Below are 14,967 nucleotides of genomic sequence, written 5' to 3' on the forward strand. Positions count from 1 at the left end.
ACGGCCCATTTCGCGGGGACGCTCCCGACGTAGCCTCGCGATGGAAGCAGCGAGGAGGCCACTGATGGAACGCATCGTCATCGGCTACGACGGCAGCCCGGCATCCGTAACGGCTCTGTCATGGGTTGCCGCGCGCGCGGCGCGAGAGGACGCCGCTGTCGATGTCGTGAACGTCGTGTCGCGATCGGATAAGGAGCGAGCAGCGTCCCTCGACGTGCTGGGCGACGCCGAGGTGTACCTCCGCGAACGCGTGTCCGGAATCGAGGTGGAGCTGCATCGCCTCGAGGGCGGCATCGCCGACGAGCTCACCGAATTCGCCGACGAAGCGGATCTGCTCGTGGTCGGAGTGACCCCGGGCCGTCCCATCCGCGCGGCGGTCGCGGGTGCCGTCCCGCTGCGCCTCAGCACGCGCGCCCGCGTCCCGGTCGCGCTCGTGCCCGCCGGGTGGGTGGAAGGCGACGAGCCGGCCACGGTCGGCATCGCCGACGACGACTCGTCCGACGCCGCGCTCGCCTTCGCAACGAGGGAGGCGCGACGGACCGGCATGCCCCTGCGTCTCGTGCACGCGTGGCTCATGCCGACGCCTGCGTTCTACGGCAGCACGGCGCTCGTCGAGACGCCCGAGACCGTGATGGCGGCGCACCGCGCCGTCCTCGACGAGGCGCTCACGTGGGTGCTCGAGCGCAGCTCGACGATGTCGATCCAGACCGAGCTCGTCCGCGACAGCCGCTCCGCCGCGCTGCTGCGGTACTCGGGGCGGTCGTCGATGCTCGTCATCGGAACCCACCACCGCGGAATGGTCGCCGGCAGCCTGCTCGGCTCGGTCGCGCAGGAGATCCTGTGGCACGCCGAGTGCCCGGTCGTCGTGGTCCCGAACGAGGCCGGCGTGGAGCGGTTCGAAGAGTTCGCCTGAGCGGATGCCGCACCTACGGCGCGCGGGTCGCGGCGGGTCCCGGCGGATCGCGGTGCTCGAGTTCGAATACAGCGGCTTGTGTGCGCCGCTCGAGACCGAGCTTCGTCAGCAGCGACGACACGTAGTTCTTGACCGTCTTCTCGGCGATGCCGATCCGTTCGCCGATCTGGCGGTTCGTGAGTCCCTCGGCGATCAGGTGCAGGATCTGCCGCTCGCGCAGTCCGAGCGACCCGAGCCGGGGGTCTTCGTCGTCGGCGCGCTCGCGGATCTGCTGGGTCGCACGTCGGACGACACTCTCGTCCATGAGCGACCGCCCGGCGGCGACCGCGCGAATGGACTCGACGAGCCTGTCTCCGCCGATCGTCTTGAGCACGTAGCCGGCAGCACCCGCCATCACCGACGCGCTCACCGCGGTGTCGTCGTCGTACGCGGTGAGCATGAGGCACTTCACGTCGGGAACGCGTGACCGGATGTCGCGGCAGAGGTCGACGCCGTTCCCGTCCGGCAGCCTCACGTCGAGCACGGCGACGTCGGGCCGCGTCGCCTCGATTCGGCCGATCGCCTGCCGCGCGGTGCCGGCTTCGCCGATGACCTCGAGATCGTGCTGTGACCGGATCAGGTCTGCGAGGCCGCGACGCACGATCTCATGGTCGTCGACGAGGAAGACATCGATCACTGGGAATCGTCCTTTCGCGCTGTGATGGTCGGGTTCGGCAACGGTACGCGCCAGATCGCCCGCGTCCCCTCGCCGGGGGATTCGAGCGTGAAGGTCCCGCCGCGCCGCTGAGCCTTGTGGCTGAGGTTGTCGAGCCCGCTGCGGCGAGGCGTGTCGCCGATGCCGACCCCGTCGTCGTCCACGGTGACGACGACGTCGCCCTGGTCGACGGCGAGTTCGATCGAGATCCTGTCGGGATGCGCATGCCGGATCGCATTGCTGAGCAGTTCGCGTGTGACCCCGACCACGTCGTCGAAGAGGTCGCCGATGATGAGGTGGTCGACGGGACCGGAGAAGCGGATGCCGGCGGGGCGCCGCATCGAGCCGGACATCTCGGCGACGACGTCGATGATGCGGTGGCGGATCGCGGTCTCGTCGCGCCGCGACAGCGCGAAGACGACGGTGCGGATCTGCGCGATCGCGTCGTCGAGCTGCTCGACGGACTCGCTGAGGCGCTGCGCCTCTGCACCGGGCGGGATCGACGCGGCCACGGCCTGCAGGGAGAGACCGGTACCGAACAGCTGCTGGATGACGTGGTCGTGCAGGTCGCGGGCGATGCGGCTCCGATCGTCGGCGAGCATCGCGCGCTGTGATTCCTCTCGCGCGACGGCCAGCTCGAGTGCAATGCCGGCGCGAGAGACGAAGTCGGCGGCGCTCTCGATCTCGGACTGCGTCAGGCGGCGTCCGGAGGGCTTCCGCGCGATGCACACGACGCCCCACAACCGTGAGCGCGTGCGCATGGGCGCGACGAGGGCGGGGCCGGTGCCGGTCTCGTCGCCGATGAGGAGGACGTCGGATGCCGCATCCTGGCTGTGCGCGATGATGCTCGCCTCCGCGACTTCCAGCACCGCGCCCGCGCACACGTCGTCGACGTCGACGACGCGGCCGCGAAGCTCGGCTTCGTCGTCTCCGCGCGCGGCGACGATGCGCAGGCGACCGGTGTCCTCGTCCGTCAGCAGCACGGTGACCTTGTCGACGCCGGGCAGCTCGAAGATGCGGCTCGCGATGAGGTCGAACGCCGTATCCGTGGGCGAGGCCAGCAGCGCGGCCGACAGCCCGGCCGCCGCCCCCATCCACTTCTCGCGGGTGCGGGCGAGGTCGAGGAGCCGGGCGTTGTCGATCGCGAAGCCCGCCGTCGTCGCGAGCGCGGCCAGGAGCTGCTCGTCCTCGTCGGTGAAGCCGCCGTCTCGGTGGTTGGTCAGGTAGAGGTTGCCGAAGACCTCGCCCCGCACGCGGATCGGCACCCCGAGGAAGCTGGACATGGCGGGGTGGTGCGCGGGGAACCCGGCCGAGCGCTCGTCGTGCGAGATGTCCTTGATCCTGATCGGCCGCGGATCGGCGATCAGGGCGCCCAGCAGACCGTGACCAAACGGCAGGTGACCGATCTTGGCCGCCTCGTCTTCGTCGAGTCCGGCGAAGACGAACTCCTCGAGGGCGTCGCGCTCGGGCGCGATGACCCCCAGCGCGCCGTACTCCGCGTCGACGAGAGTGGTCGCGGCTACGACGATGCGACGGAGCACCGTCGAGAGGTCGATCTGTTCGACGACGGACTGCGTGGCCGCGAGGAGGGCGCGAAGGCGTCCCTGCGTGCTTCGAACCTTCTCCGCCTGTGCGAGCAGGGCCGCGAGGGCATCGTCGAGTTCTTCGCGGGGACCGTCTGCGAAGGCGAGGCTGTCGTCCGCGGCCATGGCCGCCTTCCTTTCTTGCGCCGTCTCCAGATTATTCCCGCGGAAGCAGAGGGGCACCAGGTTGACGCGCGGGACCAAATGCCCTGACACGGGTGATCCACCGCGGTTCGATGATGAGACGCGATGGCGGCGGCGGATTCCGCAGCAGGCATGGCGAAGGGGAGGCGACCTGGGGCGCCTCCCCGTTCCTTTGTCTTGGGGCTGTCTTCGGGCGCTTCCGCGCCCGCCCGGCCCTCAGCCTGCGAGGTTGTGAGATCCGGTGCCTTCCGGCAGCGGCGGATGCGACGGGATCTCGACGGGCCGCGTCGCACGCGTGCCCTCGGGGGCGGCATCCGGCACGTCGATGGGAGCCGGCAGATCGATGGCCTCCGTCGGCGTCGGGTCCACGTGGGGAACCGCCCGCGTGCGGTCGGCGAAGCGGCGCCCCGTGACCGTGCGCGGCGTGATCTTGAGGACGTGCTGCTTGTAGCGAGAGCTGGCCGTGACGACGTGACGGATGCCGCTCCGCTCGATCTCGAGCTCGTCGGTGACCCGTGCCGCGATGCCTCTCACGACGACACTCCACCAGCCGGACTCGTCGTGCCCGTCGATCTCGAATGCTGTCTCAGGATCCGCGGCGAGCCGTACGGCTTTGACGTCGGGTGCACTGCGGATGTACACGGCGCCCTCGTGCGCCACGAAGTTGACGGGGAAGATGTCGGGCCCGACGCCCTCCTCGTGGACAGCCAGGCGGCCGACGCGCGCGCGCTCGAGGAGGGACCAGCATTCAGCGGTGGTCAAGTGGGCGTTCGGCTCGGTCATTGTCCCATCCACCATGGCATCATCGGCCACATCTGGTCAGGCACCAGCACGAAGACCCGCGAGATCGCCGTGGTGATCAGCGACAGGCCGAAGCCGGCCGCGGTGATGATCCACGCGATCATCTTGTGCTCCTCGAAGTCGGGGAGCAGCCGGCCTTCCTTGTCGCGCTGCACGCCCGCGAGCGTCAGGATCAGGTCGATGAGCCACCAGATCCCGAGGCCGCCGATCGTCAGCAGCTTGAGCACGCCGGTGCCGATCTTTCCGAGGTAGAAGCGGTCGACCCCGAGGAAGCCCAGCAGCCACGCGAACATCCACGTGGCGATGAACGACCGCTCGGGTGTCGCGGTTGCTGGCGGGGGCGGAGGGCTGACGTAGCCAGGCACTCCCGTCGGGGGTGGGTACGTGGACATGTATGCCTCCTTCGGCTCATGTCCAGGGTGTGACGGCGGGGCGGAGCCGGTGGGGTCGAAGGTCCCGCGCCCCGGGCGGTCAGGCCTCCGCGTCGATCGCGGGTGCCGCGTCGGCGGATGCCGGCTCGCGCTGCCCGCGGCCGAGTGGAATCGTCGTCAGAAGGCCCACCACCAGGGCGGCGATGCCCACCCACGCGGCGACCGACACGCCCTGCGTCAGCGCCTCGCGCGCGGCATCCGCGATCGCCGCCGTCATCGGGTTCTCGGCGAGCTGGGCGATGAGCGCACCCGCCGAGTCCGATACGGCGTCGACGAGGCCGGCGAGGTCCGGGTTCGCGGCGAGCTGGTCGCTCAGGCGCGCCTCGGTGCCCACGCGGAGGGTCGTGAACAGGGCGGTGCCGAGGATCGCGATGCCCAGCGCCGACCCGACCTGGCGCGCCGTGGACTGCGTCGAGGATGCCTGCCCGGACTTGTCGACCGGCACGTCGGCGAGGATCAGCTGGGTCAGCTGCGCCGTCGCGAATCCGACGCCCATTCCGTAGAAGAAGAGCGGCACGCCCGTGACCCAGAGCGTCGAGTCGGGGCGGATGAGCAGTGCCATGACCGCGAGCGAGACGATCTCGAGCACGAGGCCCAGCCGCACCAGCTGCACGGGGGAGAGGTGCTTCGACAGGGAGTGGATCGACCCGCTCGCCAGGAACGAGCCGACCGCGAGCGGCAGGAGGGCGAGGCCGGCCTGGAGCGCGTCCATGCCGAGCACGTACTGGAACCACAGCGGCAGCGACAGGATCAGCCCGAACTCGCCGAGTGAGACCGTGAGCGCCGTCACGTTGCCGTTGCTGAAGGTGGGGATGCGGAAGAGGGTCACGTCGAGCAGGACGGACTTCCCGGATGCCACCCTCGAGCGCTCCCACAGCACGAGCGCGCCGAGCACGACGATCGCGAGCACGAACAGCACGGGGATGATGCTGAACTCGCCGAGGCTGATCGGCGCAGCATCCGTCGCCATCCACCAGCCGTACGCACGGCCCTCGATGAGTGCGAAGACGAGCATGCCGAAACCGACGACGGATGCCGCGGCCCCGAGCCAATCGGTGAAGCGCGCGGTGCCGTGCTGCCGCGACTCCGCGACGCACACGAGCAGCCCGATGACGACGAGGATGCCGAAGGGCACGTTGATCCAGAACGCCCAGTGCCACGAGAAGGCAGTCGTCAACCAGCCGCCGAGCACGGGACCGACCGCCGCCATCGACCCGATCGTCGAGCCCCAGACAGCGAACGCGATGCTGCGCTCGCTGCCGCGGAACGTGGCGTTGAGGAGTGCGAGCGTGGTCGGGAGGATCATCGATCCGCCGACGCCCTGCAGGGCGCGTGCCGCGATGAGCCAGGTGCCGGTGGGCGCGAACGCGCAGAGGATGCTCGATCCGACGAAGATCACGAGGCCGATGATCAGCAGCCGCCGCCGGCCGATGCGGTCGCTCATGGTGCCCCACACCATGAGCAGGGCTGCGAACACGAGCGTGTAGACCTCTTGCACCCATTGCACCTGGGTCGTGGTGAGGTCGAGCGAGGTGATGATCTCGGGCATCGCGACCGACACGATGGTCGCGTCCATGATGATGAGCGCGACCCCGAGCGAGATCGCTGCGAGGCCGAACCAGCGGAGGCGGTGGTATCGGTCGACTGCTGAGTTCACGAGAGGAGAACTTACACCCCTTTTCCGACATGGTGTCGGAATATGCGGGATAATGGCCGGATGCCGAGGATCTCCGCTCCCACCGTCGCCGAGCACCGCGCCATGCAGCGCGCCGCGCTCGTGCGCGCGGGGGAGGAGGTGCTGCTCGAGGGCGGGCTCGCGGGAGTCAACCCGCGCACCGTGAGTGAGCGCGCGGGCATGGCGAGGTCGAGCTTCTACGACTACTTCCCCACGAAGGACGACCTCCTGGTCGCGATCGCGATCGACGCCATCGAGCGGTGGGACGCCGAGGTCGAGGAGGCGCTCGCGGGAGTCGAGCCGGGACTGCCGCAGTTGCGCGCGTTCGTCGATGCGACGATGGCGATGACTGCCGAGGGCAAGCACGCGATCGCGGGCGTGCTGCGCGAAGCGGACCTGAGCCCGAGCCGGTTCGAAGACCTCATGACGCTGCACGACGCGCTGCTGCGGCCGGTCCTTGCCGTGCTGGGAGAGCTCGGGGTGGCGGAGCCGCAGACGGCGGCGGTGCTCGTCGAGGGGGTGCTCGGCGCCGGCATCCGGCTCGTCTCGCACGGGGCCGACCACGGGGCGGTGGCCGATGACGTGTACCGGATGCTGACGCGGGGGCCGGTCTCGTAGCATCCGGCTCTCTCGATTTCGCCTTCCCGTGATTTGGTGACAGACTGTCGGTATCTTTCCGACAGTCTGTCGGAGTAATCCAAATCCCCGAAGGTGCTCATGTTCCTTGCCCTGCGTGAGCTGCGGTTCGCCCGCGGCCGTTTCACTCTGATGGGCATCGTGATCGCGCTGATCTCGGTGCTCGTGGTCATGTTGTCCGGTCTGTCGTCGGGCCTCGTCAACGACGGCGTCTCGGGCTTGAAGTCGATGCCCGCGACGGCGTTCGCGTTCGACGAGGGCACGATGACCGACAACGCGTTCAGCCGATCGGTTGTCGACGACGAGCAGCTCGCCGTGTGGCAGGACGCCGAGGGCGTCGCCGCGGCCGAGCCGATGGGCGTGAACATCGTCAACGGCGTGACCGATGACGAGACGCAGATCGACCTGACGCTCTTCGGCGTCGAGCCTTCTGGCTTCTTGGCTCCGGAGGTGTCTTCGGGCGACGGGCTCGGGGCGGTCGACGGGATCGTCGTGTCGGAGCCGCTGCGCGACGCCGGGATCTCGGTCGGCACCGTCATCACGCTCGACCGCATGGACGTCGAGCTGACCGTGGTCGGCTTCACGCAGGGGCAGGCGACGTTCGGGCACGTCGACGTCGCGTACCTGCCGATCGATACGTGGCGGCTCCTCGCCGCGGGCCAGTCGCAGCCCGGGGCACCGACGCAGGAGCAGGTCGATGCCCTCGACTTCGGGTATTCGAGTGTGGTCGCGCTTCAGGCGGCCGATGGCACGTCTGTTGATTTCGAGGCGGTCGATGCGGATGCCGGCACCACCACCATGACGCTGACCGAGGCGTTCAACGCGTCGCCCGGCTACGAGGCCGAGACGCTGACGCTCAGCATGATCCAGGTCTTCCTCTATGTGATCTGCGCGCTCGTGGTCGGTGCCTTCTTCACGGTGTGGACGATCCAGCGCACGCACGACATCGCCGTGCTCCGCGCGGTGGGCGCGTCGAGCCGGTACCTCCTGCGCGACAGCCTCGCGCAGGCGGCGATCCTGCTGGTCGGGTTCACCGCTGTCGGGGTTGCAGCGGGCGTCGGGATGGGCGCGCTGATGCCGGATGCGATGCCGTTCGATCTCGAGTTCGAGCCGATCGCCGTGGCATCCGTCTTGACCATCGTGCTCGGCCTGATCGGTGCCGCTGTGGCAGTGGTTCGAATCACGCGGGTCGACCCCGCGCGCGCGTTGGGAGGACAGCGATGAGCTTTGTGGATGTGGTGCCGGCGCTCGAGGTGACGGATGCCGTGCTGGAGCTCGGCGACGGGGACTCGCGGGTTCGCGCTCTGGACTCGGTCTCGCTGACCGTGATGCCGGGGGAGTTCGTCGCGATCGTCGGGCCGTCGGGGTCGGGCAAGTCGTCGTTGCTCGCGGTCGCGGGGGCTCTGGGTCAGCCCGATTCGGGCACGGTTCGGGTGCACGGGACGGATCTCGGTTCGCTCTCGCGGCGCGCTCGCACGCGGTTCCGGTTGCACAACATCGGGTTCGTGTTCCAGTCGGGCAACCTGCTGCCGGCTTTGAGTGCGGCCGACCAGCTGCGCCTGGCTGGTCGACTCGCGGGCAATCGACGCGTCGACGCGGAGGCGCTCTTGGCTTCGGTAGACATGGCGCACCGGGCCGGGCATCGGCCGTCGGAGCTGTCGGGCGGTGAGCGGCAGCGTGTCGGGATCGCGCGGGCGCTCGTGAACTCGCCGAGCCTGCTGCTCGTGGACGAGCCGACCGCAGCGCTCGACCGGCGGCGGAGTCACGAGGTCGTGCAGCTGCTCGCGGATCGCGCGCATGCGGCGGGGGTCGCCGTGGTGATGGTGACGCACGACCGGGATGTGCTGGAGCACTGTGACCGGGTCGTGGAGATGGTGGATGGACGGCTGGGGGTGCCTGAGCTCGTCGGGTGATCGGGCGAGCGCGACGTTGCTTGATCGCACCTCAGTGCGGCGTGCAAGCCGCGCTCGGCGCGCGGGCAACGGCAACGCCCGCGAAGTGCCGGGGCGGATGCTTCCCGGCGGCAGAGCCACAGGCGTGTGCTGGCCCTTCTTCATCCGGAGTTCGTGGAGATTGGTCGCTTGGGGAAACGATGGTCGCGCGACGAGATCGTCGCGGCGTTGTCCAGCGAAAGTCGGCACTCATCCATCTGGTCGTCGGGTGGCGGGGGGCTGCCGATCCTCTTCCACCACGGGACATTCGTGGCCAAACGATAGCCCGTCTTCGGTGATGCGCGGACGATCCGCTTGCCTGCGTCGCGCGTAGGAGGGAGCTTCTTGGGCATCTGGCTCGATGGAAGCCTCATGTGCTTGAGATCGATGCGGCGGCGGGCGAAAGGTCTATATACTGCTCTATACAGACCGGAGGAGGAGTCATGACCGTCACGTCAATCGACATCGACCCGAACGAGCTGCGCCAAGCGAAGGAGCTCGCGGGCACGACCTCCAATCGCGAAACGGTGGATCTCGCCCTGCGCACTCTCATCGCCGTCCGTCGCCAGCCGGCAGCCGTCGAGCGGATCATCGCACGTACGTTCGAGCCCGACCAGATCGACGCGCCGACGATCCCGCCGGCGACGGCGATTGACGGCCAGTGACGACCTACCTCGTCGACAACAGCATCTGGCAGAAGGCCTCGACGAGCGAAGCGATTGCGACACGGCTCCGGGAGCTCTCGCCCACTCACCTGATCATCACCTGCCCGCCGCAAGTTCTCGAGTACTGCCATTCGGCCCGGAGCCCGCAGGAGTACCAAGAACTCCGCGCGGACATGGAGCAGCTACTGCCCGCATGGGAACACCCCGACGAGCAGCAAGCCCTGGACGTCCAACAGGCATTATGGGACACCGGGCTCAGGCGCGCGGCAGCGGCGTTCGATTGCCTGATTGCGGCGTACGCGGTCGTCAACGACGCTGTCATCCTGAACTCCGACCACGACTTTGGGTTCATCGAGATCGCCACGCGGGGCGCGGTCCGGCAGGAGTACGTGGCACCCTAGCGGGCCTCCGACCCGATCAATAGACCTGCTGCGGATGGACCGGGCCGCGGCTGGCAGCTGTGGCGGGTAGCCGCAACGACGCGGGTTCAGAAGATATGTGCTTCGCATGTGGCGAGGAATGCCACACGGCGGCGCTGCAATTCGCGGTAAACGGTCGCACGGGACACACTGAACAGCTCGGCGATCTCGGTCTGGGTGTACTCGCCCCGGTCCTGGACGTCGAACAGGAGCTTTCGCTGTGTCATCGACAGCTTGGGCTGCTTGCCTTTCAGGTGACCCTTCGCCCGCGCCACCGCCATCCCTTCTTTCGTGCGCATGCTAATCAGGTCGCCTTCGAACTCGGCGACCATCGCGAGCACGTTGAACAGCAGCCTCCCCACCGGGTCTGTGGGGTCGTACCTGCTCCCGCCGAGATTGAGCGCGACGCCTTTCGTGGTCAGTTCGTCGGCGATGTCGCGTGCATCCCTCACCGATCGGGCGAGCCGGTCGAGTTTGGTGACCACGAGCGTGTCACCTTCCCGGACGGCGGCGAGCGCTTCGCGCAGTCCGGGTCTGGCCCGGTTGGTGCCGGTCAGCCCGTGATCGACGTAGATGTTCGAATCGAGGACCCCCAGTCGCAGCAGTGCGTCCCGCTGCGAAGTGAGATCTTGATCCGCTGTGGAGACCCTGGCGTAGCCAATCAGTATTCCGTTCATGCCGCCGACGGTGCCACCCTCACTGCCGAGGTGCACCCGGGTTGGATCCCTGTGTGGGCAATGCACGCCAAGGACGCCGATTCGCACCGGTGCGATCCGAGCGGGCAATTCTACTGGCCGAGGTTCTCGCGCATCTCCTGGTACGACCCGGTGTCCAGCACTTCACCGGTCGCGTCGTCGACGAACTCGACGATCACGTCAATGTCGTCGGGAGCGACTCCGTTGAACTGCTGGTAAAGCGCTCCCTGGATGTAGAACCCGAGTGCTAGCAAGCTCTCGAGCGCACCGTACCTCGCGGCATCGACCGACACCTTGAACGACGTCATCTGGTCGTTGAACTCGACCTCCGTCACGGAGTTCGTGTCATCCGCGATCAGTTCATCGGCGGCATCTTGAGCGGACGAGCGCATCTGCGTGAGCATCTCGTCGCGTTGCGGCTTCGTCATCGTGTAGACAACGGTGTCGCCATCAACGACTGCAGCGATACCGTTCTCGCGTGCACCGGCCACGATCTCTTCGTCGGTGAGCGACCCGCTCTGGTCCAGCAACGAGCGGGCGATCCGCACATCGACAGTCACCAGTTCCTCTTCGACCTCGATCGCGGCCGGCGAGGAGGGCGAGCTGCTAGGGGGACCGTCCCCGCCAGCCGAGCAACCGCCCAGCACGAAAACCGAACAGGCGATGAACGAAACGATCGCACCACGAACCTTCACGAAGAACCCCCAGCTTTCTCGTTGAACAGCCGACCCATCGATCCTAGGGAAGCCGCCCGGCACACCGGCACCCGATGCCCTACCGCGCGCCGTACGAGGCCTGAACTGTCGCGGGAATTCGCAGTCAGGGGACTTCCAGACGGGCTGGCGTCGATCCGGGCTTTCTTTGCTCACTGCTCAATCTGCTGCCCTATCGGGCGGAATCGAAATCGGGCGGAATCGAAGTCGCAGGAGTCGTATGTACCGGAGCCGAAACGACAAGGGAGCGCCGCGAGGCCCCGTGTGGTGGCGACATTGGTTGGGTCACGCAGTTGGTTTAGTTGATCATAGGTGAGGGTAGGCCTCGACTTTGCTGTCCAGCGGCACCTTCCAGAAGTCAACGTTCCACGCCGCGGTGCCGCCGGAGGGCACGCGGTCGGTGTAGGTGTAGTCGACACCGACGATCTTCCCGCCGCCGTCGCGGGCGATCAGATCGATGCGAACCATGTCCTGGTCCTCGGAGAAGCTACTGGTGACGGTGCCGTTGACGGTCATGTAGTCGTACTCGGAGCCGGTCTTCACCTCACCGAGGGTGAATGAACCCGTCTCCGCGGCAGGCGAGTGAGTCGCCGCGTCGGCGGTAGGCCCGCGCACCTCAATGTGATCGATCTGCGCCGAGCCGATGTCAAAGAAGTCCCCGACATACCACGAGGTACCCGACAGGATGATGCCGTACGTGCTGTCGGTGTCAATCAGCACGCCGTTCGCGTCGTAGGCCTCCACGTCGATGCCGGCGCCGGCGAAGATGTAGTCCTCATTCGGGTTGGTAACCTGCACGGCATACCAGCCCATGCCACTGTCGGTGTCCACGCCGAACGCGGTTTCCCCGAGCACCAGATCCTCGGGGTCTGCGACCGCCGGTTCCTCGTCGGCCGACGTCTCCTCGGTCACGACGTCGGAGGTGCCGACGTCCTCGGTAACGGTGTCGTCGATGGCGTCGCTGACGGCGCCGGCGGCCAGCGCGATGAACACGATCACGCCGACGATCGTGCCGACCACGGAGACGATGATCGCGGTCAGGCCCTGCCACTTGGGCTGTTCCTTCTGGAACAGGGCGATGATTCCGAGGATGAAGCCGATCGGCAGGAGAATCCACCCGACGATCAGAGCGCCGGGAATGCAGGCGAAGATGAGTCCGACAGCGGCCACCGCGAGGGCGACGATTCCGAGAATGTTGCGTGGCTTCTTTTCGGGTGCAGGAGCGGTCGGCGGGGCGGGAACAGCGCCGGTCGCGGTGGCGATGGCCCCGACAGGTCGGACCTGGTCTGTCCACGAGCTGCCGTCCCAGTAGCGCTCCTGGCCTTCAACGCCTGCGGGGAACCACCCTGCGGGTGCGGAGGTAGGGGTCGAATCGGTCAAGGTGTTCCTTCCACAGAAATGGCCACGTCCGACGCCGTGACCTCAGTACGCGAGTGCTCGCCGGGCATAGGAGCTAACGAGACCTTATGAGAGCGTCCTCATCAGACCCGCGACTTTCGCTCAGGTTTCAGCCAGGTCCGCGTTGAGCGATCCTTCTGCGGGCATTGCGCGGAAGCGGGCGGGCACGGGCGCAGCATCTCATGTCGGCGACGGTTGAGAACCAGGCCAAAACGACGGGCGAAAACTAGGCCACCGATTCGTCGTTTCGTCAGTCTGCCGGATCTTGCGTCTTGATGCTGGGGAGGCTGTCGATGCCTCGTCCGCGGAGCCGGTAACTGGCGCCCTTCAGCGTGAGCACGTCGGCGTGGTGGACGATCCGGTCGATCATCGCGGCGGCGACGGCTTGGTCTCCGAAGACGCCGCCCCAGCCAGAGAACGGCAGGTTGCTGGTGAGGATCAATGAGGCGTGTTCGTAGCGGGATGAGACGAGCTGGAAGAAGAGGTTTGCGGCGTCTTGCTCGAACGGGAGGTAGCCGACTTCGTCGACGATGATCAGCCCGTAGCGTCGTAGCCGGGCGAGTTCCTGCGGGAGCCGGCCCTGCCGGTGAGCGTCGGTGAGACGGGTGACCCAGTCCGTCGCGGTCGCGAACAACACCCGGTGCCCGTGCCTCGCGGCAACGATCCCGAGAGCGGTCGCGAGATGAGTCTTGCCGGTTCCGGGCGGGCCGAGCAGGACGACGTTCTGCGCCTCGAGGAGGAACCCTCCGGAGGCGAGTCCGGCGATCTGCTGACGGGCTGCCGGCTGAGCGTCCCAGTCGAAGTCCTCGAGAGTCTTCCGGGCGGGGAACCCGGCGGCTTTGATCCGCAGCTCCGCGCCAGACGCGTTCCGCGCTGAGACTTCGCGTTCGAGGACGGCGGCGAGGTAGTCCTCGAACGACCAGCCCGCGTCCCGTGCTTGGGTGGCCATCCGGCCGGCCGCTTCAGTGATCCTCGGTGCTTTCAGCGCTCCGGCGAGATAGGTGATCTGCTTGACGGCGTCGGTCTGCTTGGCGGCCATCAGGCGACTCCCTCGATCCCGAAGGCGCGGTCGTAGTCAGCGAGATCCCTGGTGAGGTCGTCTCCGACGACGGCAGGGCGGGGCTGCTGGAACTGCTGCCGCAACCGTCGCGCCGTCTCGACATGAGCCGGGTCCGTGACGATGCTTCCGCGCGCCCAGACCCGGGCGTGGTCGGCGACGACGCGCCCATCCATCCTGACTCGGACGCGGTCCAGGTCTGCGGTCACGTCAACGATGCGGCCGATCGCTTGCGGGTCGACGGAGTAGTCGGACGCATCGAGGCGGACGTAATAGTCCCGGCCGAGCCTGACCCGTTCCCGCCAGCCCAGCTGCAACGGGATCGGCGGCAACGGCAGCATCCTCGAGCGGTCGTGCTCGATCAGATCGACCGGACGTGCCTTGAGGGTCCGCACGACCCTGCCGTTCGCGTTCTCCAGCCAGTCGGCGAGCTGGGCGTTGAAGTCCGCCGGTGAGGCGAAGGCCCGGCCGGGCATGAACGAGGTCTCGAACCAGCCGTTGCGCCGCTCGACGATCCCCTTCGACTCCGGGTCGAAGGGGCGCAGCTGCACGACCTTCGCCGCGAGGGTCCCCGCGAATGCGGCGACGCCTTGCGCGAGCCGCCCCTTCTGACCGATGCCGGGCTCGTTGTCCCAGATCAGCCGTCGCGGCACCGCCCCTAGTTGCTGGATCAGCTCCCACGACCCGAGCAGCAGATCCTCCGTCTTGCGCGTCGGGATCATCCTCGCGGTCACGAACCTCGAATGCGCCGCGACGATCACCAACACCGGCAGCAGCACCGCCGTGCCGTCCTCGAGCGGGATCTTCCGGGGCGGGAACCACAGGTCGCACTGCGCCGCATCACCCGCTGCCCAACTGAGCCGATCAGCGGGATCGACCGGGCGGTGCTCCGGCCGCAGCCGACGCACGTTCTCCCGGAACCAGGTGATCGACCCCGACCACTCAAGCCGCTCCGCGATCACCGTCGCCGGCATCGACGGATGCTCCGCCAGCAACGCTCTGACTCTCGCCTCGAACGGCGAGAACGACGTCGGCTGCAGCGGCCGCTGATACCTCGGCGGCCGGTCAGACCGCACCGCCGCCGCGACCGTGTCCCGCGCGATACCGAGATCTCGAGCAACCTGACGCTGCGGAACACCGTCCGCGACAAGCCGCCTGATCAACGCCCAATCTTCCAAGGAGATCACCCACCCAATCTGGTCCGGGTGGCCT

16 protein-coding genes and 1 pseudogene are annotated in these 14,967 nt (G+C 67.8%); 7 read left to right on the plus strand and 10 right to left on the minus strand.

All coding sequences use genetic code 11. From position 1 onward, the window contains the following. The first annotated feature begins 64 nt into the window (after positions 1-64). Complete coding sequence (locus BJ991_RS05945) at positions 65-913, plus strand: universal stress protein (protein ID WP_179488321.1); 849 nt, start codon at positions 65-67, stop codon at positions 911-913. A 13-nt stretch (positions 914-926) separates the two neighbouring features. Here BJ991_RS05945 and BJ991_RS05950 read toward each other — a convergent pair whose 3' ends face one another. The 5 genes from BJ991_RS05950 to BJ991_RS05970 form a co-directional block, all read right to left on the minus strand. Then, positions 927-1,589 carry a response regulator gene (locus BJ991_RS05950; RefSeq protein WP_179488323.1) on the minus strand — a complete coding sequence of 221 codons (663 nt, stop codon included), beginning with the start codon at positions 1,587-1,589 and terminating at the stop codon, positions 927-929. Beyond that, positions 1,586-3,316, minus strand: a complete 1,731-nt coding sequence (locus BJ991_RS05955; protein ID WP_179488325.1) for a sensor histidine kinase — start codon at positions 3,314-3,316, stop codon at positions 1,586-1,588. Before BJ991_RS05955 ends, BJ991_RS05950 begins: the two co-directional genes overlap by 4 nt. Positions 3,317-3,550: 234 nt before the next feature. Next, positions 3,551-4,117, minus strand: coding sequence for a pyridoxamine 5'-phosphate oxidase family protein (locus tag BJ991_RS05960; protein WP_179488327.1), 567 nt, complete (start codon positions 4,115-4,117; stop codon positions 3,551-3,553). Then, positions 4,114-4,527 carry a TM2 domain-containing protein gene (locus BJ991_RS05965; RefSeq protein WP_179488329.1) on the minus strand — a complete coding sequence of 138 codons (414 nt, stop codon included), beginning with the start codon at positions 4,525-4,527 and terminating at the stop codon, positions 4,114-4,116. Before BJ991_RS05965 ends, BJ991_RS05960 begins: the two co-directional genes overlap by 4 nt. Before the next feature lie 79 nt (positions 4,528-4,606). Further along, a complete protein-coding gene (locus tag BJ991_RS05970; RefSeq protein ID WP_343048664.1) occupies positions 4,607-6,223 on the minus strand; it encodes an MFS transporter in 1,617 nt (538 codons plus the stop codon). A 60-nt stretch (positions 6,224-6,283) separates the two neighbouring features. On the opposite strand from BJ991_RS05970, the gene BJ991_RS05975 reads away from it, so the two are divergent. From BJ991_RS05975 to BJ991_RS05995, 6 genes and pseudogenes are all read left to right on the plus strand, one after another. Continuing rightward, on the plus strand, positions 6,284-6,859 hold the full coding sequence (locus BJ991_RS05975) for a TetR/AcrR family transcriptional regulator (protein WP_179488331.1): 576 nt from the start codon (positions 6,284-6,286) through the stop codon (positions 6,857-6,859). Between the two features lie 99 nt (positions 6,860-6,958). After that, the gene (locus tag BJ991_RS05980) at positions 6,959-8,101 is read left to right on the plus strand and encodes an ABC transporter permease (RefSeq protein ID WP_179488333.1); all 1,143 of its coding nucleotides are present in this window, start codon (positions 6,959-6,961) and stop codon (positions 8,099-8,101) included. Next, on the plus strand, positions 8,098-8,790 hold the full coding sequence (locus BJ991_RS05985) for an ABC transporter ATP-binding protein (RefSeq protein WP_179488335.1): 693 nt from the start codon (positions 8,098-8,100) through the stop codon (positions 8,788-8,790). The genes BJ991_RS05980 and BJ991_RS05985 overlap by 4 nt, the downstream gene beginning before the upstream one ends. Positions 8,791-8,895: 105 nt before the next feature. Beyond that, positions 8,896-9,093: pseudogene (locus BJ991_RS18905) on the plus strand (hypothetical protein); the annotation flags it as partial. A gap of 158 nt (positions 9,094-9,251) precedes the next feature. Continuing rightward, positions 9,252-9,473 carry a type II toxin-antitoxin system VapB family antitoxin gene (locus tag BJ991_RS05990; RefSeq protein ID WP_179488337.1) on the plus strand — a complete coding sequence of 74 codons (222 nt, stop codon included), beginning with the start codon at positions 9,252-9,254 and terminating at the stop codon, positions 9,471-9,473. Next, positions 9,470-9,874, plus strand: coding sequence for a PIN domain-containing protein (locus tag BJ991_RS05995; RefSeq protein WP_179488339.1), 405 nt, complete (start codon positions 9,470-9,472; stop codon positions 9,872-9,874). The genes BJ991_RS05990 and BJ991_RS05995 overlap by 4 nt, the downstream gene beginning before the upstream one ends. 86 nt (positions 9,875-9,960) lie before the next feature. Here the strand turns inward: BJ991_RS05995 and BJ991_RS06000 are convergent, their stop codons facing one another. From BJ991_RS06000 to istA, 5 genes are all read right to left on the minus strand, one after another. Next, positions 9,961-10,569 (minus strand): recombinase family protein, encoded by a 609-nt coding sequence (locus tag BJ991_RS06000; RefSeq protein WP_179492544.1) that lies wholly within the window; start codon positions 10,567-10,569, stop codon positions 9,961-9,963. 110 nt (positions 10,570-10,679) lie between these two features. Next, complete coding sequence (locus BJ991_RS06005; protein WP_179488341.1) at positions 10,680-11,345, minus strand: hypothetical protein; 666 nt, start codon at positions 11,343-11,345, stop codon at positions 10,680-10,682. A gap of 261 nt (positions 11,346-11,606) precedes the next feature. Continuing rightward, entirely contained in the window at positions 11,607-12,680 is a 1,074-nt protein-coding gene (locus BJ991_RS18370) for a DUF2510 domain-containing protein (RefSeq protein WP_246301040.1), read from the minus strand. 268 nt (positions 12,681-12,948) lie between these two features. After that, positions 12,949-13,737 (minus strand): IS21-like element helper ATPase IstB, encoded by a 789-nt coding sequence (gene istB, locus BJ991_RS06015; protein ID WP_179487034.1) that lies wholly within the window; start codon positions 13,735-13,737, stop codon positions 12,949-12,951. Then, positions 13,737-14,942, minus strand: coding sequence for an IS21 family transposase (gene istA / locus BJ991_RS06020; protein WP_179487033.1), 1,206 nt, complete (start codon positions 14,940-14,942; stop codon positions 13,737-13,739). Before istA ends, istB begins: the two co-directional genes overlap by 1 nt. Positions 14,943-14,967 lie beyond the last annotated feature (25 nt).

This window comes from Microbacterium immunditiarum (genome assembly GCF_013409785.1).
GTDB lineage: Bacteria > Actinomycetota > Actinomycetes > Actinomycetales > Microbacteriaceae > Microbacterium > Microbacterium immunditiarum.